The 19160-nt window shown below is 62.5% G+C and carries 17 protein-coding genes and 1 pseudogene; 4 read left to right on the top strand and 14 right to left on the bottom strand.

Features of this window, described 5'->3' with window-relative positions:
• Positions 1-126: 126 nt before the first annotated feature.
• Positions 127-291, top strand: a pseudogene (locus tag LQ220_RS05225) (IS3 family transposase); the annotation flags it as partial.
• 194 nt (positions 292-485) lie between these two features.
• Here LQ220_RS05225 and LQ220_RS05230 read toward each other — a convergent pair.
• The 13 genes from LQ220_RS05230 to LQ220_RS05285 all read right to left on the bottom strand — a co-directional run bounded on the left by LQ220_RS05230 (position 486) and on the right by LQ220_RS05285 (position 13410).
• A complete protein-coding gene (locus LQ220_RS05230; protein ID WP_230187271.1) occupies positions 486-848 on the bottom strand; it encodes a hypothetical protein in 363 nt (120 codons plus the stop codon).
• 43 nt (positions 849-891) lie between these two features.
• Positions 892-1176, bottom strand: a complete 285-nt coding sequence (locus LQ220_RS24990) for a DUF2933 domain-containing protein (protein ID WP_354957098.1) — start codon at positions 1174-1176, stop codon at positions 892-894.
• 84 nt (positions 1177-1260) lie between these two features.
• On the bottom strand, positions 1261-2136 hold the full coding sequence (locus LQ220_RS05235) for a copper resistance protein B (protein ID WP_230187272.1): 876 nt from the start codon (positions 2134-2136) through the stop codon (positions 1261-1263).
• A 13-nt stretch (positions 2137-2149) separates the two neighbouring features.
• Entirely contained in the window at positions 2150-4111 is a 1962-nt protein-coding gene (locus tag LQ220_RS05240) for a copper resistance system multicopper oxidase (protein ID WP_230187273.1), read from the bottom strand.
• Positions 4112-4363: 252 nt separating this feature from the next.
• Positions 4364-4864 carry a DUF2721 domain-containing protein gene (locus LQ220_RS05245; protein WP_230187274.1) on the bottom strand — a complete coding sequence of 167 codons (501 nt, stop codon included), beginning with the start codon at positions 4862-4864 and terminating at the stop codon, positions 4364-4366.
• Between the two features lie 366 nt (positions 4865-5230).
• Positions 5231-6265, bottom strand: a complete 1035-nt coding sequence (locus LQ220_RS05250; protein ID WP_230187275.1) for a zinc-dependent alcohol dehydrogenase — start codon at positions 6263-6265, stop codon at positions 5231-5233.
• A gap of 74 nt (positions 6266-6339) precedes the next feature.
• Complete coding sequence (locus tag LQ220_RS05255) at positions 6340-7722, bottom strand: NAD-dependent succinate-semialdehyde dehydrogenase (RefSeq protein ID WP_230187276.1); 1383 nt, start codon at positions 7720-7722, stop codon at positions 6340-6342.
• Between the two features lie 529 nt (positions 7723-8251).
• Positions 8252-8947, bottom strand: coding sequence for a cytochrome c3 family protein (locus tag LQ220_RS05260; protein ID WP_047100368.1), 696 nt, complete (start codon positions 8945-8947; stop codon positions 8252-8254).
• On the bottom strand, positions 8944-9627 hold the full coding sequence (locus tag LQ220_RS05265; RefSeq protein ID WP_230187277.1) for an iron reductase: 684 nt from the start codon (positions 9625-9627) through the stop codon (positions 8944-8946). The genes LQ220_RS05260 and LQ220_RS05265 overlap by 4 nt, the downstream gene beginning before the upstream one ends.
• Before the next feature lies 1 nt (position 9628).
• The gene (locus LQ220_RS05270) at positions 9629-11599 is read right to left on the bottom strand and encodes an FAD-binding oxidoreductase (RefSeq protein ID WP_230187278.1); all 1971 of its coding nucleotides are present in this window, start codon (positions 11597-11599) and stop codon (positions 9629-9631) included.
• Between the two features lie 400 nt (positions 11600-11999).
• Complete coding sequence (locus tag LQ220_RS05275; RefSeq protein WP_158014297.1) at positions 12000-12410, bottom strand: hypothetical protein; 411 nt, start codon at positions 12408-12410, stop codon at positions 12000-12002.
• A gap of 169 nt (positions 12411-12579) precedes the next feature.
• A complete protein-coding gene (locus LQ220_RS05280) occupies positions 12580-12798 on the bottom strand; it encodes a hypothetical protein (protein WP_230187279.1) in 219 nt (72 codons plus the stop codon).
• A gap of 174 nt (positions 12799-12972) precedes the next feature.
• Complete coding sequence (locus LQ220_RS05285) at positions 12973-13410, bottom strand: heavy metal-responsive transcriptional regulator (protein WP_047100364.1); 438 nt, start codon at positions 13408-13410, stop codon at positions 12973-12975.
• 59 nt (positions 13411-13469) lie between these two features.
• Here LQ220_RS05285 and LQ220_RS05290 point away from each other — a divergent pair, with 59 nt between their 5' ends.
• From LQ220_RS05290 to LQ220_RS05300, 3 genes are all read left to right on the top strand, one after another.
• A complete protein-coding gene (locus LQ220_RS05290; RefSeq protein ID WP_158014296.1) occupies positions 13470-13766 on the top strand; it encodes a hypothetical protein in 297 nt (98 codons plus the stop codon).
• 81 nt (positions 13767-13847) lie between these two features.
• Positions 13848-16262: a phosphoketolase family protein gene (locus LQ220_RS05295; protein ID WP_354957104.1), complete on the top strand. Its 2415-nt coding sequence runs from the start codon at positions 13848-13850 to the stop codon at positions 16260-16262.
• Positions 16263-16611: 349 nt separating this feature from the next.
• On the top strand, positions 16612-18183 hold the full coding sequence (locus tag LQ220_RS05300) for an oleate hydratase (protein ID WP_230187280.1): 1572 nt from the start codon (positions 16612-16614) through the stop codon (positions 18181-18183).
• Between the two features lie 133 nt (positions 18184-18316).
• Here LQ220_RS05300 and LQ220_RS05305 read toward each other — a convergent pair whose 3' ends face one another.
• Positions 18317-19159, bottom strand: coding sequence for a class I mannose-6-phosphate isomerase (locus LQ220_RS05305; RefSeq protein WP_230187281.1), 843 nt, complete (start codon positions 19157-19159; stop codon positions 18317-18319).
• Position 19160 lies beyond the last annotated feature (1 nt).

Genomic DNA, 19160 nt, shown 5'->3' on the forward strand with positions numbered 1-19160 from the left:
ACGACAGACCATCGAACATCGGCGCTTGCAACACCGCAAGCTCGCCGCATAAAACCCAACCCCAGACGAGGTCCGCCCTCCGCTAATCTAAGCCGCGATCTGTGCCGAATGTTCTGACGACGGACATTCGTCGAGCACTATAACCACCAGCGCTACCACGAGAGCCTGGACAATGTGACACCCGCCGATGCCTACTTCGGCAGGGCTGCCGCCATCATCAAACGAAGAGAAAGGATCAAGCGAAAGACACTCGAACATCGGCGCTTGCAACACTGCAAGCTCGCCGCCTAAACATCAATCCGAGACGAGGCCCACACTCCGCTGATCTACGCCGCGAGTTGTGCCAAATGTTCTGACGACGGACACCGTGATCGCCGCGCTCGCCATCTTCCCTCTGACCCGCTGCGTGTGAACCCGGCGCCCTTGCACCGTTTGGGCGGGATAAGCGTCCCGCCAGCCGCCAGGGCGGCACGAGCACGAAGTTCTTACCGGCACCGGTGCATCACATGCCGAACCCGCCGCTGTGTCACCGCAACAATCCGGTCCGGTGAGCGCTCGATGATGGTCATGCGGCGTTCAAGCCGGGGCTGGCGCTGCGTTCTCGAAGCCGGAACGGCCAGCGAATAGAAGATGCTTCCGTCCTGCTCACGCCACCCGCCGGTCCCGCGCGGCGTTCTCTCGGGGAGCATCACCTCCGAATACGAACCGTCGGGGCTGAAGACCCAGGCTGGTCCGGACTTGCAGGCTTGGCGGCCGTCGAACGACCAAGTTCCGACAAGGCTCGCCTCCGCCTGGGCGATCGCTGCTTGCGAGACGCTCGTCGTGGAAGCACCGGCGGCAAATGCCATCAGAGCAATCGCGCGGAGCCAATGGGCGCTCCGCAGCGGCATATCACTGCCCACCCTCTGCTTCGCGGCTAACAAGGCGGTTGCCGATTGCCCCCGTTGAACCTCCCGGGTTCTCCGCATGTTTGCTGGTGTGCCGGCGATGACCACCATGCATGAAAAGATGCATCAGCGGACAAGCGAGCAGGAGGAGGTAGGGGAGCGTCGCAAGTGGGGAGGTGCGGTGCTCGTACACCAGATATAGTGCCACAATGACGAGAATGCCGGAGATAACCGAAGTCAGGGGGTGCGCTCGGAGCCGTTGTGCCAAGCTCTGTATGGAATTACTCATATCGACGCTCCATTTCCGTCAAACATCTTGACACCTCGACTGCCGGGCGAGACTGGTTCAGCTCAATCGAGACGCGAGCCATTCTCAGAACCACATCCGGACTCCCGCGACGACGGAGACGAGGCTGGTGTCTTCACCTTCCGCGCGCGCCAGTCGTTTCGTGCTCCCGTAGCTCTGTGTCCACGAGACACCCACATAGGGAGCGAACTCGCGCTTGACTTCGTAACGCAGCCTGAGACCGAGTTCGGTCTTGTTCAGCCCGGAACCGACGCCGAACGACCGATCCTTCTGAACTGCGGCGTCGAACTCGAAGCGCGGTTGCAGGATGAGCCGCTGGGTCAACTGCTGATCATAGGTGGCGGTCGCCCGCATGGAGACCTTACCATCTTGGCTGATGAACAGCGTCGATTCGAGCGAGTAGCGGTAAGGAGCGAGGCCCTGCACGCCGATCGCGGCATAGGTTCGCGATTGATTGGGGCCTGGCCCCGAGCGGTGCGCAAAACGGACGCCGGCCTGAAAGTCGAAGAAGGGCGAGATCAATCGGCCGTAGAGAAGCTGCCCCTCCTGCTCGCCTCCGCCTGGCCCCGATACGTCTTGCAGCCCTTCGGTCTTGACCCAAAGCCGGTTTACGTCGCCGCCGTACCAGCCGTAAATATCCCATCGGATTGCTCCCGCGGCGCGACTTTCGCGATACTCAAGCAATTCTGTCACCAAGTAGCTGTAGTTCGCGCTGTCGGCGGTCGGCTCCGGCCATCCCGAACGCTCCGCAAGGTTGGGCAGCGTTGCTGTCTCCTGGCCTGTCGGGGCAGGTGCAGCAACCGGTTCGGCTTGCGAAGTTTTGCCGGGAGCCGGCATCGGCATAGCCATCGGTTCGCCAGCTCCCTGCACGCCCGTCTCCTGTGCTTGAAGACCGGTCGGCAGCACGAACAGGACGGGCAACAATGAAGGTGTGAAGCGCAACGGCTTTCTCCGGTCAGGCGGGGGAGGAGACTTCGACGACGCGGAACATGCCCATCTCCATGTGGAGCAACAGGTGGCAGTGCATCGCCCATTGCCCAGGTGCGTCGGCGGTCACAGCCACCGTCAGGCGCTCGGCGGGTTTGACGCTGACCGTATGCTTGCGCGGCTGGTTCGCTCCGCCGCCGTTCTCGAGCTCCATCCACATGCCGTGAAGGTGGATCGGATGTTCCATCATGGTGTCGTTGACGAACACCATGCGCAGCCGTTCGCCATATCTGAACGCGATCGGGGTGCGCGCTTCGGAGTATTTCTTGCCGTCGAAGGACCAGCTGTAGCGGTCCATGTTGCCCGTGATGTGCAGTTCGATCTCGCGCTCGGGCGCACGCAGATCGGTTTGCGGGATCACGCTGCGAAGATCGGCGTAGACCAGGACGCGCGAATTCTCGGTGTCGAACCCCGAGCCCGGTTCGCCGAGACGGTTCTTCGCGACCATGGCGATCGAGGAATTGCCGACCCCGTGTGTGTCGGGGCCGTGAGCGAAGCGCTGATCTTTGGCCGCGGCGCCTTCGCCGCTCATGCCCGGCATCGCACCCATGGCGCCCATCGCGCCGCCGGTCGTCGGCATGTCGGCCATGCCCGATTGGTGCGCCGTCTTCAGTTTTTCGGCGGCGTCCGCGCGAACCCGCTCGGCCGCGCCCATGTTCTGCATCTGGTGACCGCTCATGTCCATGACTGGCGGTGACGAGGGAGCGACGGCGCCCGGCATCCCGGACATGCTCCCCATCCCGGCCTTGCCCGCGCCCATGTCCATGCCGCCCATGTCCATGCCGCCCATGTCCATGCCCATGTCGGCCATCGTCCGGATCGGCCGCGGCCGACGCGGCGGGATCGGGGCGGTCATGCCCGCGCGCGGGGCGAGGGTGCCGCGCGCGAACCCGCTCCGGTCCATCGTCTCCGCCATCAGCGTGTAGGCGCGGTCCTCAGGCACGACGATCACGTCGAACGTTTCGCCGGGCGCGATCCGGAACTCATCGACCTCAACCGGCTGGACGTTCAGCCCGTCCGCCTGCACCACGGTCATCTTGAGCCCGGGGATGCGGATGTCGAAATAGGTCATTGCGCCAGCCGCGATGAAGCGCAGGCGCACGCGCTCGCCCGGCCGGAACAGCCCGGTCCAATTGGCGTCACTCGTCAGTCCGTTGATGAGGTAAGTGTAGGTGTATCCGGTGACGTCGGCGAAGTCGGTCGGGTCCATGCGCATCTTGGACCAGCTGAGCCGTTCCGTGAGCGTCGCCGACCAGCCGTTCGCGCCGACATCGCGGACGAGATCGGCCAGCGTGCGCTTCTGATAATTGTAATATCCGGACTGCTTCTTGAGATTGGCGATAATTTTTTCTGGGGCCTCGAAGCTCCAGTCGGACATCAACACGACATAGTCCCGGTCGAAGGCGACGGGATCGGGACCGGCCGGATCGATGACGAAGGGCGCGTAAACGCCGAGCAGCTCCTGCCCGCCCGAATGGCTGTGGCACCAGTAGGTGCCGCTCTGAAGCAGCGGAAAGCGGTAGGTGAACGTCTCGCCGGGCGCGATGCCGGCGAAGCTCACGCCGGGAACCCCGTCCATGCCCGGGGGCAGGAGGATCCCGTGCCAGTGGATCGAGGCGATCTCCTTCAAGCGGTTCGTAACCCGTATGACGGCCTCCTCGCCCTCGCGGAAACGCAGGAGCGGCCCCGGCACGGTTCCGTTGATCGCCATCGCCTTGCCGGGACGTCCGTCGACCATCAGTCGGTAGTCGTCGATCTCCAGATCGTAGCTGCGCACGCCTGCCGCGGCGGGGTTCGAAACCGCCAATGCCTGGCTGTCCTGTGTCCAGGCATAGGCCGGCGCTCCGCGCGCAAGCACCGCGGCGAGACCAAGCAGGCCGCCATTCGTCAGCACTCTTCGCCGGTCGATTACCTCAGAGGGGCTGATCATCCTTGGCCTTTCTCATTTCGGCAGAGCGGCTGCCGCTATGCAGCGCGCGCCGGACATCGAATCGCTTGCAGCAGCGGATGGCTTGGTCCGGAGGCCTACGGCCACTGGAAATTCGCCAATTGTGAAACCGCCCATCACTGACCTCAATCGCTCTATCGCGCTTGGATCATAGTCCAGGGTCAAGGTCGTTCTTTTGACCCTGATCAAAAAGGAGAAGGCTCGTGGCGGCGGCTAGGGCGAGAGCCTTTGAACTCAACCGTCTTGTGGGCCGTTGGTGCACGGGTCCGATCGGCAGTGTTCAGCGACCGTGCTCCGCAAACCGCGACTCGCCATCAGCATTTCCGTCACGAACGCCGCGAGTGCGCCGATGGTGAACACAATTGCCAAACCAAAAAGTATGAACAACGCCGAGACGACCGTGTTATTGCGCAAAGCGCCGAGAAAGAGCACAAGCGTTGCGCTGCTGGTCGCTCCTCCGGCGAGAGCGCCGAGCACGACGGCCGCATCAAGCACCAGCGATCGCCTCCGCTGATAGGCTAGCTGGACCGAAAGGAGTAAGCCGTCCGCTGCATTGGCTCTCTCGAGCGCTAGCGCAAGCTGATCCACCCGGTCGGCCACACGGGCGAGGCGAGTCGAGAACACGTTGAGGAGCGCCGCGATACCTGAGAGCAGGAATATAGGTGTCAACGCGACCTGAATTATATGCGTGACGCTGTCCAGCGATGAAGGATGGCCAATGTCAATGTCTAGCATAATGAGACCGGTTTAACTGCGGATTTGCCAGATAGCCATGGTAACGCCGGGACTTGCTGAGGTCAGTGTTACTTTGACCATGCCAACGCCCTTGATGTTATTGAACGAGTCGGTCCGGTGGCACGCAAAGAACTGATCCACCCGCGGCTCTCTGACCCGTAATCGACTTATCCATCATTTCAAAGTGCACCATATAGTGGCTCGGCGGTGCCTTGTGGTACTGAGAACAAGTGGTTGACCGAGGACTTGGGTGTAAAACCCGACAATCTTTCACGTTGAGCGCGCGAAAACCGCCGACAGGCCAAGCAGGCCGGCGCCCGCCATATCTCGCGCCGGCCGATGCGATCGAGAGCCGTGTCATAACGATCAGCTGCCCGCGAAATCGAGGACGACGCGCGCGGCCACATCGCCACGTTGCAGCCGGCCCAGAACCTCGTTGATCGCCGACAGCGGCTGCAGTTCGATATTCGCCTTGACCTTGCCCTCGGCGGCAAATGCGAGGGCTTCGGCCATGTCCTGGCGTGTGCCGACGAACGATCCGCGAATGGTGATGCAGTCAACGACTACATCGAAGAGCGAGACCGGAAACTCGCCGGGCGGCAGCCCGACCAGCACGCAGGTTCCGCGCTTGCGGGTCATGGCGACTCCCTGCTTGAACGCGGGGAGGGAGGGCGCCGTGATCAGGACGCCGTGAGCACCGCCGCCCGTCGCTTTCTTCAAGGCTTCCGCCGGGTCACTCGCCTTGGCGTTGATCGCGAGATCGGCACCGAGGCGCTTGGCATGTTCGAGCTTTGTGTCGTCGATGTCGATCGCCGCGACGGACAGTCCCATGGCCTTGGCATACTGGATGGCCAGATGGCCGAGGCCTCCGGCGCCCGAAACGGCGATCCATTCGCCGGGCTTGGCTCCGGTTTCCTTGATGCCCTTGTAGGTGGTGATGCCGGCACAGACGAGCGGGGCAGCCTCGGCCGCCGCGAGGCCGTCGGGGATGTGGGCGACGTAATTGGGGTCGGCCAGAACGTATTCGGCGAAACCGCCGTTCTTCGTGTAGCCGCCGAACTGCGCCTGGGCGCAAACCGTTTCCCAGGCCTTCAGGCAATATTCGCAATGACCGCATGCCGAGTGTAGCCAGGGCACCCCGACCCAGTCGCCTTCCTTGACGATCGTAACGCCGGCTCCGACCGCGACGACCGGACCGATGGCCTCGTGACCCGGAATGAACGGGAGCGTTGGCTTCACCGGCCAATCGCCGTTCGCGGCATGAAGATCGGTGTGGCACACGCCGCACGCTTCGGTTTTCACGACGATCTGACCTGGGCCGGGCGTGGGCATGTCCCATTCGCGAAGGACCAACGGCTGGCCGAACGTTTCGACCACTGCGGCCTGCATTGTAGAAGCCATGGCTGTTTTCCTTTTTAAGTCAGTCGAAGGCGCGCTGTTGACGCCGCGCTGGTTCGAAATCCGCGCCTTGCGATCTAGGCTGGCGCGTCGATCGCCTCGACGCGAACCAGTTTCTTGTTGACGAATTCCTGGATGCCCATGTTCGAAAGCTCGCGGCCGTAGCCTGAGTCCTTGACCCCACCGAACGGCAGGTCGGGCGTCGTCCAAGTTGGGTGATTGACGAACATCGTGCCCGTATCGATGCGGCTCGCGACGCGTTTGCCGCGCGCGACGTCGCCGGTGAAGACCGAGCCGCCAAGCCCGAAAGCCGAGTCGTTGGCGAGCGCCACCGCTTCGTCTTCATCCTTGACCCGGAAGAAGAGCGCGACCGGCCCGAAGAACTCCTCCCGGAATGCGGCGCTATCGGGCGCGATATCGGCCAGGATCGTGGGCTGCATGAAGGAGCCCGGACGGTCGATCCTCTTGCCGCCCATCACGACCGTGGCGCAGTCGCCGACCGCCCGATCGACCTGGTCCAGGAGGTTCACCAGGGCGCCTTCGGTGGACAACGGACCGAGCGTTGTCGCCTCGTCCATCGGGTCCCCGGGTTCCAGCTTCGCGAGCGCGGTGCGGAACTTGTCGAGGAACCGATCGGCCAACTCCTCGACGACGATGTAGCGCTTGCCCGCCACGCAGCACTGGCCCGTATTGTTCATCTTGGCCCAGACCGCCCACTCGACGGTCTTTTCCAGATCGGCGTCATCAAGGACGATGAAGGCATCGCTGCCGCCAAGCTCCATCGTCGATTTCTTCAGGTTCTGCCCCGCCCGCGCAGCGACGGATTTTCCGGCTTCGACGCTGCCCGTCAGCGCCACGCCCTTGATCCGCGGGTCGTCGATGACGCGGTTCACCTGGTCGTGGGAGATCAGCAGGTTGGTGTAGGCGCCCTTTGGTGCCCCGGCCTCCAGCCACAGCTCTTCGAACGCGATGGCGCATTGCGGAACGTTCCCGGCGTGCTTCACCATCACGACGTTGCCCGCCATCAGGTTGGGCGCTGCGAAGCGCGCGAGCTGATAATAGGGAAAGTTCCATGGTTGAACTCCGAAGAGTACGCCGAGGGGGGTGCTTTCGATCTCCGCTTCGCCTGAACTCGGATGGAGGCGTTCGGGCGCGAGGAAGCGTTCGGCGTTCTGCGCGTAGTAATCGATGATGTCCGCGCTGAGCGCCACTTCGCCCCGCGCTTCGGCGATGCGCTTGCCCATTTCGAGCGTTACCGGCCGCGCGAACTCGTCGGCGCGGGCCCGCATGATGGCGGCGGCTTTCGCGGCGATGGCCGCCCGCTGCGCGAACGTCGTCTGCCGCCAGCTCTCGAAGCACGCGGCGGCCGTCGCAATCTTTGTCTCAAGGCTCTCCTCGGTAAGATCGTCGAAGCTTTGCAGGAGTTTGCCGTCGTAGGGGTTGATGCTCTGGTAGGTCATCGTCTCGTCTCCATCCGGATCGCGCCTGGGGGGTCTGCTCGCCAACCCCACGCAAAATATCGTTCGATTTCGGCTCTTCTCATTTTGACAGAGCGGCTGTCGCTGCGCAGCGCGTGTCGAACATCGTGACGCTTACAAGAGCGGATGAATCGGTCCGGAGGCTAACGGCCTCTGCAAATACGCCAGTTGTGAAATCACCCATCACTGACCTCCAATCGCTCTATCGCGCCTGGATCATAGTCCAGGGTCAAGGCCGTTCTTTTGACCTTAGTCAAAAGCGACAACGACAAAAAAGGACTGGGTTGCCCGTTTCCCATCCAGCTCGTGCGCGCGTCGGTGCTGTGGACGAATGCGACCAAGCCGCGATGATCACCTTGGGCTTGCGTGCCGGCCGCATGGGCGAAGGTGTCGCATTGCGTCGAGGATCCGGTCCAGCGTCAGCGCTGTGCGGCGGCCACATTGCATTCGGTGAGAAAGTGTCGAGCTTTGGCCTTTCGCGGTGAAACTTCAGTTCCCCGTTACTAGCGTTTCAGTGCATATCGACCCGACCTACCCCTTTGATGTTGTTGAACGAATCGGTCTGGTGACAGGCGAAGCACTGGTTGACGGTTGCGTTTCGTTGGCCGGTGATCGACCTGTCCATCATCTCGAAATGCATCATCAGATGGCTCGGCGGCGGCTTGTGGCACTGCGCGCATTCCTTCGATTTCGGGCTTGGGTGAAGGAAGCCGACGATTTTCCACGTGTCGGTGGCATGGCAAGTCGCACATTTTGGCCCGAAGAATTCCTGGTGCTTGTCCTTGAAGACGTGGCACCCCTTGCAATCGAGCGCGACGGGCTTGCCCGCTTGGCGGATCGCGAGCTTCTCGAGAACGGCGTGGTCCATCTTGATGGGGCGTTTGTCGCGCCCTTGGTGCTCCACATGACAACCACTGCAGGTCGTCACATTGGCGTGGAACACCGTCGAGGGCTTCGACAGCAGTTCCTTGGCCGGCACGTGGCAGGCAACGCACTTGTCGACAGTGACGCCCTCGTTGGGCGTATGACAGCTCGCACATTTATCTCCGAGGAATGCGTGAGCCTTGGACAACGGCCCAGGACGGACGGCCGCACTCCAGCCCGGTATCGCGTCGCTGCCGGAGCGATAGATCGAGATCGGCACGGCGATCGCCGCGAGGATCGCCGCTGCCACCAGGATCAGCAGGGATGCGGCCGAAAATTTCATCCAAGCCACCTCAACCCGTAATAGATCCCGCTCCAGATGTGCAGCACCAGCAACGCATACATCACGATCGAGGCGGCGATGTGCAGGACGACCCAGCGTGCCAGCGTGCGCTTGAGCGTCTCGCGTGCGGTGATCGCGAATTCGAGATCCGACATCGCTCCGAGCAGTTGCCCGAGCGGGACACCGTTAGGGTCGACCACGGCCTGATCCTTGAGCCCCGCCGCGGCCAGCGCGAGACTGTCGTAGCGAGTGCGCAAGACACCGAGCTCCTTCTGCTGGTCGCGCAAGTCCTGGCCGATGTGAGCGAGGTAGTATCGACCAACGAACCCGCTTGCCACGACCGTGAGCATGGACAGGGTCAGTGCAATTCCGAGCGGGCTCTGGAACTTGTGTCCCGAGTGAATGATGCCGAGCAGCGCCCCGACTGCGCCAGCATAGACGTGAAAGGTCAGAACAGCGCCGATCGAGACATGCTCTTTCGTGCGCTCCTTTACCCACGGCAGCCGCTTCACGGCCGAATAGGACAGCAGCAGCAGGAAGAGCACTGCCGCGGCGATGCCGAACAATGAGCCTGTCAGGCTGCCGGGAAAGCGAGGCGCGACGTGCACCAGGAACGCGGGCACGATCAGGACGAGAGCGCTGAGCATGCCGCCAACGGTGACCTTCTCGCTTTCGGTCACGTCAGGCGTCCACGACCAGGTTGCTCGCAGATTTTGCTTGGCATGCGAGGATCATGCCGCCCGCCTTCTCGTCGGCCGAGAGCGCGTCCTCAACCTCCATCGTCACCGTACCTTCGCTAAGCGGCACCTTGCAGCGCCCGCAGATCCCGACCCGGCATTCGAAGTCGATCACAACGCCGATCGCTTCGGCAGCCTCGAGCACGGATTGGTCCGGCGCCAGGTTTCCTGACTTCCCGGACTTGGAAAAGTTGACGGTCGCCTGAGCCGAAGGTGGCGCCGCACCGCCGCCAGCCGCATCCGCCGGCGGAGCCGGGGGCTCGTCGTCGGGCTCCTTATCGGGAACGGGACCGCCTTTGGGCGGCGCGAAGTCCTCGGTCTTGACCTGATCCGACGGGACGTGGAGTTCCTCCAGCGCCGCTTTGACCGCGTCCATCATCGGCGGCGGGCCGCAAAGATGAATGCGGCGTTTCACGATATCGTCGACACAGCCGGCGATGAAGTCCGCCGTGATGAAGCCGACCGGGCCCTTCCAGTCGGTGCCTTCCGCGGACGAGACGATCGACAGGATGGTGACGTTCGGGTGCCGACTGGCGAGATACGCGCATTCCTCGCGGAAAATCAGGTCAGCGGGAGTACGAACACCGTAGATAAGGTGGATTTCATACGGGTACGATCGATCAGTAAGGTAGCGCAAAACACTCATCATCGGCGTGATGCCCACACCCCCGGCGATCAGGACGATGCCGTCGGCTTCCTTGCCGGTGAAGAAGAAATTTCCGGCCGGCGCGGTGATCTCGAGCAGATCGCCAGTCTGTGCATGATCGTGGAGGTGGCGGGACTCTAGGCCATGCTCCTCGCGCTTTACGGTAAGCTCGATATAGTCGTGCTGGGTGGGCGAAGAAGAGATCGTGTAGGAGCGCCGCACTTTTTGACCGTCAATCTCGGAGGTGATCGACGCATATTGTCCCGGCAGGAACGTAAAGGGGATCGACTCTAGATTGGGTTCCATCAGCCGGAAAGTCTTGACCGTCGGCGTCTCGTCGAAGATCGCCTTGATCCGCAGGACGCCCTTCCAGGGCCGTTTGACCGGGGCGGCCGCAGCAACCGGAGCGCCCGCGACGGGCCCCGGCGGCTTCGGTGTGGCCGCCGCCGCAGGCGCGGTGCCGGGCGGCTGACCCCCGGGAGTCAGCCGCTGCGCCAGGGCGCCGATACGCTGTAGCCGCGCCCGGCGTAGCAGGAATGCCGCAACGAGCGCGGCTGCAAGCAGCAGCATGGCGGCGACGTGAAGCCAGGACAGGTCACGAAAGCCGCCGTCCATGATCATGTCGCTTTCCGGTGTCACGCTCATCTCGCGCTTGAACCAGGCGAGCGCGATGCGTGGCGGCGGCTGATTTTGGTTCAGGCCTTGCAACGCACTGTTGCCGCTTTCCGCGAGCGACACCCCATCGCGCACCAGGCCGATGGCTGCCTGCGCAGCCACCGGGTCGTTCGACGATTGGGCGCGATGGAGTTCGACCTGCCCGGCCGTGACGGCCGCCGCGCCCGATCCGAGGCGCGCGATCGCTTCGGTCCTGATGGCTGCGCGCGTCTTGTCCGTCAGCGCTGGGAAGTTCATCATGGCCGGGTAGAACGGCTTGCCGCCTACGATCCCGCAGCAGCCTGCTTCGGCTCCAGCTGCTTCCCCGCCACCTGGGGATGGCGACATCATCCCCTTCATCATGCCCGTCATTCCGCCCGCGGGGGGAGGGGCGGGTGCGCCCTGCGGGGCTGCCACCTTTGTGTCGGCTGCCGGCATTGCGTTCGCCGGTGCGGCAGCGGCGCCCGGATGATGCGAAGCGTGCTCGGAGGGCGACGCCTGCGCCAGCGCCGCTGAGGATCCGAAGAGCGCCATTGGCGCCGCGAATCCCAGCCGAACGATTTTCATCGTCGTCCACGTACGGCGCGAGATGATCTGGGCAGGACCGTACTTCACATCAGGATTCCTTACTTGTCATCCTTCATCGGCATCGGTTGGGCCGCGGCCGGCATCGGCGCCGGCTTGGCAATCGACAGCTTGGACTGCCGGCGGAGCGGCGCTGGTGCCGCTCCCTCAGGCACGAGTTGCGGCCTCTTTGTGCTGAAATTTCCGCAGTTGATGGGTGACTTATCGAGTTATTCGTCATGCGACAAGTGTCGCGAGCAGTGCCGCCGGCGCAGGGCCGGGGGGGGGGGCGCTGCGCCGACGACATCGAGATCAGGGGCGCGAGCACTGGAGCCTGAACCCACGCCACCCGTTCCAGGCAAGCATCGACGATCGTTGTCGCGCCGCTCACCGTCCAAAGAGCCATTGTTGAACCACCATTGCCAAATTCCCCGCGGGCGAGAGTTTCACGCTACATGTCGTCTTTCATCGGCATGGGCTCGTCGTCTTCCATCGGCATGGCCTTATCCTTCGGCATGGCCTTATCCTTGCCGGTATCCGGCTTGGCCGTGGAGTTGCCCATCGGCATCTTATCATCCATCATGCCGCCGGCCCCCATCTGATCGTCCGCCATTCCGCCCTGGCCTGCACCCATCTGGTTGCCTTGCTGAGTGGACATCCGATTGTGCATCTCGGCCGCCACTCCCTGCTCGTGGTGCTCTTCCCTGCTTTCGTCTTCCGGCAGCGCGACGTTCTCGTCACCAGCCGTGATATTGGCCGGTGCGTCTTTTGAACCGTCGCACGCTGTCACGCTCAAGAGCGCTAACATGGCGGCTGTGGAGGCGAAAACCGGTCGGCGGATACTCCTTCTTAGGTTCTTCATAGTCTTACTCCTTTCAACGGTTGAAACTCTGTACTGTCTCCGCAGCGTAATTCCTGGCAGCGGAGAGATGCTGTCACCCTCGTCGCTCGCCAAGTCGCTACAAGTAAAGCAGTCGGTTGCCCGACGCAGAGACTCTATGGCGACTCGACGAGCGACTCAGGTCGCGCGACTATTGTGCGAGGATCTGCTGGCACCGTGCGTGGCTGAGATTCATCGGGTTCATGCCCATGCCCTTCATCTCGTTGTGGTCGTGCGTCGTGTTGGTGCCCATGGTTTGTTCCATGCGCTCGCAACTAGCCCGCTGTTCGGGAGTTGCGTCCCTCATCGTCGCGCACCCCGCAAGCGGAACCAGGGAGAGCGACGCGGTTGCTGCCATAAGAAGTTTCATGATGTTACCTTTCTCTGTTCGGTTGTATGCCCCGCAGTCCCTCTCCCGAGCTCAAATGGCCCGTTCTTCTGTCCGATCGATTTGCGGGTAGAGACCGCCGGCAGTTAGTCGCAGCGCGCGGATCGCCAGCTCCGCTGCCTCCGCGCGGGTCACATTGGGGTAGGGGGCCAAATCTCATGCCGTCGCCCCGCTGGCGCCGAAAGCAGGGGCGCTTGTGTTCGCGAGGTGCGCAAGAATCGGACAGTCAGAAACCGGAGCATCCACCGGGCACTCGGCGGCGAGCCCCTCGAGTGCATCCTTGATGCGATTGAGATCGATGATCCGGGAAGTGGACTCCGCGATCTTCCTCTCCGTAATGTCCAGAACGTCCGCGGCGCGAGCGGTGTCCGAAGCCTGCAACGTGAGAAGCAGACCGATTTCGGCGAGCGTAAAGCCAAGCTGTTGCGCCTTGCGGATGAAGCGCACTCGCTCGAGGTCGCTCTCCGCGTACAAGCGGTAACCCGCCGACGAGCGTGCGGGGTGCGGCAGGAGACCGTTGCGCTCATAATAGCGAATGGTGTCGGGCCGGACGCCAACTGCCTTCGCGAAAGCGCCAATGGTCAAGCCAGCCATGAATTACCTCCGCCACCCCTATCGCGCTTGGATCATAGTCCAGGGTCAAGGCCGTTCTTTTGACCGAGGTCAAAAATCCAAGGTCCGAGATCGGGATAGAAAAAAGGGCCAAGGGGGCGTCGTACCTCGACCATCGAGGCGGTTGGTGGTTCCGACTGCACGTCAAGCTCGTCGTTGATGCCCGGCAGCCCGACGGTGCTAAAGGCGTCGCCGCGAGCGGCGATCACGACGGCGGTAGCTCGGGCCCTGCCTCGCGCGCCGCCCGGTCGATTTTTCTGGTCGTCAGCGGCCATGCTGTGGTTGCTGCCTGCGATTGGTTCACCCGATCATTCGGCTCGATCGCGTCACGTCTTTGACGCAGATCAAAGCCTGCCAGTGCAGGTCGGACGAAAAGCAAGTGGGTCGGGCACAAGCTGTTCACGTCGAGGAGATTGAGCTTGACCGATCATGCAGACAATAGTCCGGCGATAAGCGGTCTCTCGGACACGCAGGCGATGCTGATCGACCGTTATTGGCGCGCGGCGAATTATCTCTCTGTCGGGCAGATTTACCTGCTCGACAACCCGCTCCTTCGAGCGCCGCTGACGCCCGAACACGTCAAGCCGCGGTTGCTCGGCCATTGGGGGACGACGCCGGGGCTGAACTTCATCTACGCCCATCTCAACCGCATCATCCGCGCCCGCGATACCGATCTCCTCTACGTTTGTGGGCCGGGTCATGGCGGGCCGGGAATGGTCGCCAACACCTGGCTCGAAGGTACCTACAGCGAGATCTATCCGGCGATCAGCGACGACGAGGAGGGCATGCGTCAGCTCTTCCGTCAATTCTCCTTCCCCGGCGGCATCCCGAGCCACGCCGCGCCAGAAACCCCGGGCTCCATCCACGAGGGTGGGGAGCTCGGCTATGCGCTCGTCCACGCCTATGGCGCGGCATTCGACAATCCCGGTTTGGTGGTCGCCTGCGTGATCGGCGACGGTGAGGCCGAGACCGGCCCGCTCGCCGCTTCCTGGCACAGCAACAAGTTCCTCGATCCTGTGCATGACGGCGTGGTGCTGCCGATTCTGCACCTTAACGGCTACAAAATCGCAGGTCCCACCATTCTGGGGCGGTCGGACGACACGGTACTGCGCCAGCTCCTCGAGGGCTATGGTCACGAGCCCTTCTTCGTTGAGGGCAGCGATCCGATGGACATGCACCGGCAGATGGCGGCGACGTTGGACCGCGTCTTCGACCGGATCGCGGAAATTCAGCACGCCGCCCGCGCCGGGGAGGCTCCTGGCACGATCGGTTGGCCCATGATCGTGTTGCGCAGTCCGAAGGGCTGGACTGGTCCCAAGGACGTCGACGGCAAGAGGGTCGAAGGCTTCTGGCGGGCGCATCAAGTGCCGATCGCCGAGGCGCGGGAGAATGCCGCCCACCGCCGGCTGCTCGAGGAATGGATGCAAAGCTATCGTCCCGAGGAGCTGTTTGATGCGGCCGGCCGGCTTTTGCCCGAGCTACGCGCGCTGGCTCCCGCCGGTGACAAGCGGATGGGATCCACACCTTATGCCAATGGCGGCCGGCTGCGTCGCGCACTCAGGCGCCCCGACTGGCGCGACCATGCGGTGGCGGTCCCGAGATCCGGCGGCGCGATCGGCGAGGCGACGCGGGAACTGGGCAAGTATCTCGCCGACGTGCTCCGACTGAATGCGGACGCCCGCAACTTCCGTGTCATGGGACCAGACGAGACCGCGTCGAACCGCCTGGACGCGGTGTTCGAGGTGACCGACCGCGCCTGGATGCAGCGGATCGAGCCTTATGACGAGCACCTTGCCCGCGGCGGGCGGGTCATGGAAATACTGTCCGAGCATCTCTGCCAGGGCTGGCTTGAAGGCTATCTGCTGACCGGACGGCACGGACTGTTCAACTGCTACGAGGCGTTCGTCCACATCGTCGACTCGATGTTCAACCAGCATGCCAAATGGCTGAAGGTCTCGCGCGGACTGGACTGGCGTCGGCCGATCGCCTCGTTCAACTATCTGCTGACCAGTCATGTCTGGCGGCAGGACCACAACGGCTTCAGCCATCAGGATCCGGGTTTCATCGATCTGGTTGTCAATAAAAAGGCCGATGTGGTCAGGGTATATCTGCCACCGGATGCCAACTGCCTGCTGCGCGTGGCTGACCACTGCCTGGGCACCCACGACCGGATCAACGTGATCGTGGCCGGCAAGCAACCGGCACCTCAATGGCTGACCGCCGACGAGGCGGAGACGCATTGCGCTGCGGGGGTGGGCATATGGGACTGGGCGGGCACCGATCGCGACGGCAGGGAGCCGGATGTCGTCATGGCTTGCGCCGGCGACGTGCCGACGCTCGAGACGCTTGCGGCCGTCGACCTCCTTCGTCAGCACATTCCCGAACTGAAGATCCGGGTGGTGAACGTCGTCGACTTGATGACGCTTCAGCCAAGAAGCGAACATCCACACGGCCTCAGTGACAACGACTTCGACAGCCTGTTCACTCGAAACAAGCCGATCGTCTTTGCCTTCCATGGCTATCCGTACCTCATTCACCGGCTGACCTACCGGCGAGCCAACCACGCCAATCTTCATGTCCGCGGCTTCAAGGAGGAGGGGACGACCACAACACCGTTCGACATGGTCGTGCGCAACGATCTTGATCGGTTCCATCTGGCAATGGATGTGATCGACCGTGTGCCGGGCCTTGCCGACACCACCGCGCACGCCAAGCAAGCGTTTCGCGACCGGCTGATCGAGCACAAACAATATATAACGGCCTATGGTGAGGACATGCCCGGGATTCGCGAGTGGAGTTGGCCTTACCGGGCTGCGTCCGACGCAGGCGATTGAACCGCCCGTCGAAGTGTGCTGCGTAGCGTCGGCTGCTCAAGGCTCAAGGCGAGACTGCTCGAGCAGCGGACTACCCGAGATGTCGCTCGTGAGGTTGCGGTGATCGTGGGGGCCGCAGGGTTCTTCCTGATTTGCCTGATATGGTTCGACACACCGCCTGCCATACTCAAGAACAATGTCGAGCGCGTGGTAGGCGCTAGCGTTTGGCAGCGCGCCATCCGCTCGCGGGCGCTTCATCCCCACCTAAACCCGAGCTCCGGAACGTCAGCCTTTGACCTGAGTCAACGGCTAAGGGACGGGATTCCTCTACATTCGCAAGGGAAGCACGCGGTGTCCGCCGGAGAACAAAATGGCAAACGACAGAAGAGCGCACTTAGTTGGTGGAGGCATCGGCTCCCTGGCGGCAGCAGCCTTCATGATCCGCGATGGCGGCATGCGGGGCAAGAACATCACTGTCTATGAGACCCTGCCGGTCCTGGGCGGGAGTCTGGATGGCGCCGGCAACCCGGCGGAGGGCTATTCGATGCGGGGAGGGCGGATGCTGACAACGGACAATTATGAATGTACCTGGGGCTTGTTCAAGACGATCCCCTCGCTCGAACAGCCTGGCAGGACTGTGTTTGAGGAGACGGTCGCGTTCAACGAGCGTGTGAAATCGCATTCCAAAGCGCGCCTCGTGGACCGCAACTGCGCCATCCTCGACGTCACCGCGATGGGTTTTTCAATGAAGGATCGCGTCGAGTTGCTGAAGCTCGCCGGGGCAAGCGAGGAAACGCTGGGCTCAAGTCGAATTACCGAGTGGCTGTCGCCAACGTTCTTCGAGACCAAGTTCTGGTATATGTGGGCGACGACTTTTGCTTTTCAGCCTTGGCATAGCGCGGTCGAATTTAAACGCTACCTGCATCGCTTCATGAAAGAATTCTCACGCATCGAAACGCTCGCGGGCGTGAAGCGCACGATCTACAACCAGTACGACTCATTGGTTCGGCCACTGGCGAGCTGGCTGAGGGAGAGGGGTGTTCATTTCGTCAACGACTGTCGGGTAACAGACTTTGGTCTGTCGACAATGAACGGAAAGATAGCAGTCACGAGCATCGAGATAAGCGACGCTGGTGGAAACGGATCCGTCAACGTCGGCGATGACGACCTTGTCTTTTTTCAGAACGGCTCGATGACGGACGCGTCTAGCCTTGGATCGATGACACGAGCACCCGAACGTCTGACGAAGGATGACAGCGCCGGGTGGGCTCTGTGGGAGAAGTTAGCCGAGGGGCGGCCCGAGTTTGGCAATCCTGCCGTGTTTAATTCCTCGATCCCTGAGTCCTACTGGCTGTCGTTCACTGTCACCCAGCAGAATACCGCCTTCTTCGATCATATGCAGGCTTTTACGGGCAACGAGGCAGGCACGGGCGGCCTCGTTACGTTCAAGGACTCCAATTGGTTCATGTCGGTAGTGCTGGCACATCAACCGCATTTCCCCGACCAGCCTGCCGGGACCCGCGTTTTCTGGGGCTATGCGTTGCACCCCGACCGGGTGGGCGACTTTGTAGCGAAGCCAATGTCGGAGTGCACCGGTCAGGAGATATTGATCGAGCTTTCTGGTCACCTCAACCTCGACCTGACGGTATTCGAAACGGCGAACTGCATTCCTTGCCGAATGCCCTATATCACCAGCATGTTCATGCCGCGTGCGAGCGAAGACCGTCCGCTGCCGGTCCCAAAGAACTCGAAGAACCTCGCCTTCGTCAGTCAATTCGTCGAAATACCCGAAGATGTAGTCTTCACCGTCGAATACTCTGTGAGGGTCGCGCAAATGGCGGTTTATCAACTGCTTGGGATCGATGCGGTGATTCCATCAATAATACATCACGATAAGTCGGCGATGGTAAACCTCAACGCGGTGATCAAGGCATTTCGGTAGTACGCCGTCAGCCCGATCAGGCGCCTGTATCCTGAGACTATAGACGAAGTTCGGCACCTGGCTGTGCCGCTCGTTGTTGCTCGGGCGCCAGAGTGGCTCCGTCACCGCGGCTGAACCGCGAGGAGGGTGGATGTCACACGTCGGGCTCCCATAGTCGGTCGATCACGCCCACGCCGGGATAGACGACGAGCAGTTCGGTGCCTGGATCCACGCGGAGCGTGGTTTCACCCTCGGCGAGCCACACCCCGCACGCCTCGAAGCCGTCGTTGTCGATCGCGCCGCCGCCCTGGAGCGGCACTAGCCAGATCGGCCGACCGTCACTGGCAAGCGTCGCCTCGCCCGAGCGCGTCCAACGCTCGAGCACGAAGGCAGCGCGATCGGAGAGGATGGTACGACCTGGCGCGACCTCCTTGGCTACATACGGTGCGACGTACGGGACGGGATTGCTCGCTGCGACGCCTTCGTCGAGATGCAGCTCTCGCGGCCGGCCATAATCGTAGAGGCGGTATGTCAGGTCGACATTCTGCTGCACCTCGACCAGCGTCAGCCCCGGCCCGATCGCATGGACGGTGCGCGCGGGCGAATAATAGACGTCGCCCGCCTTGACCGCCTTCCAGTCGACGAGCTTCTCGATCGTGCCATCAAGCGCGGCGCGGCGAAGTTCGTCCTGGGTCATTGGGGCCACCGTGCCAATCGCGATTGTTGCACGCGGCTCCGCGGCGAGTACCACCCACGCCTCGTCCTTTCCGCGCGGATAGCCGTGCGCCTGCGCCACCGTGTCGTCGGGGTGAACCTGGATCGACAGCTTCTCGCTGGTGAATAGATATTTTATGAGCAGCTCGGGATCGCCGGGTGCCTCGAACCAAATCTCTCCGACGGGCTCACCGCCTGGCGCCACGCTGCCGAAGCCCGGCCACAGGTTGGTCCGCCCCCAGGGTTTCTCGACTCGCTTGGTGGTCAGGCGGATGGCGGCCATG

The sequence above is a fragment of the Sphingobium sp. CECT 9361 genome, from assembly GCF_918741285.1.
Classification (GTDB): Bacteria; Pseudomonadota; Alphaproteobacteria; order Sphingomonadales; family Sphingomonadaceae; genus Sphingobium.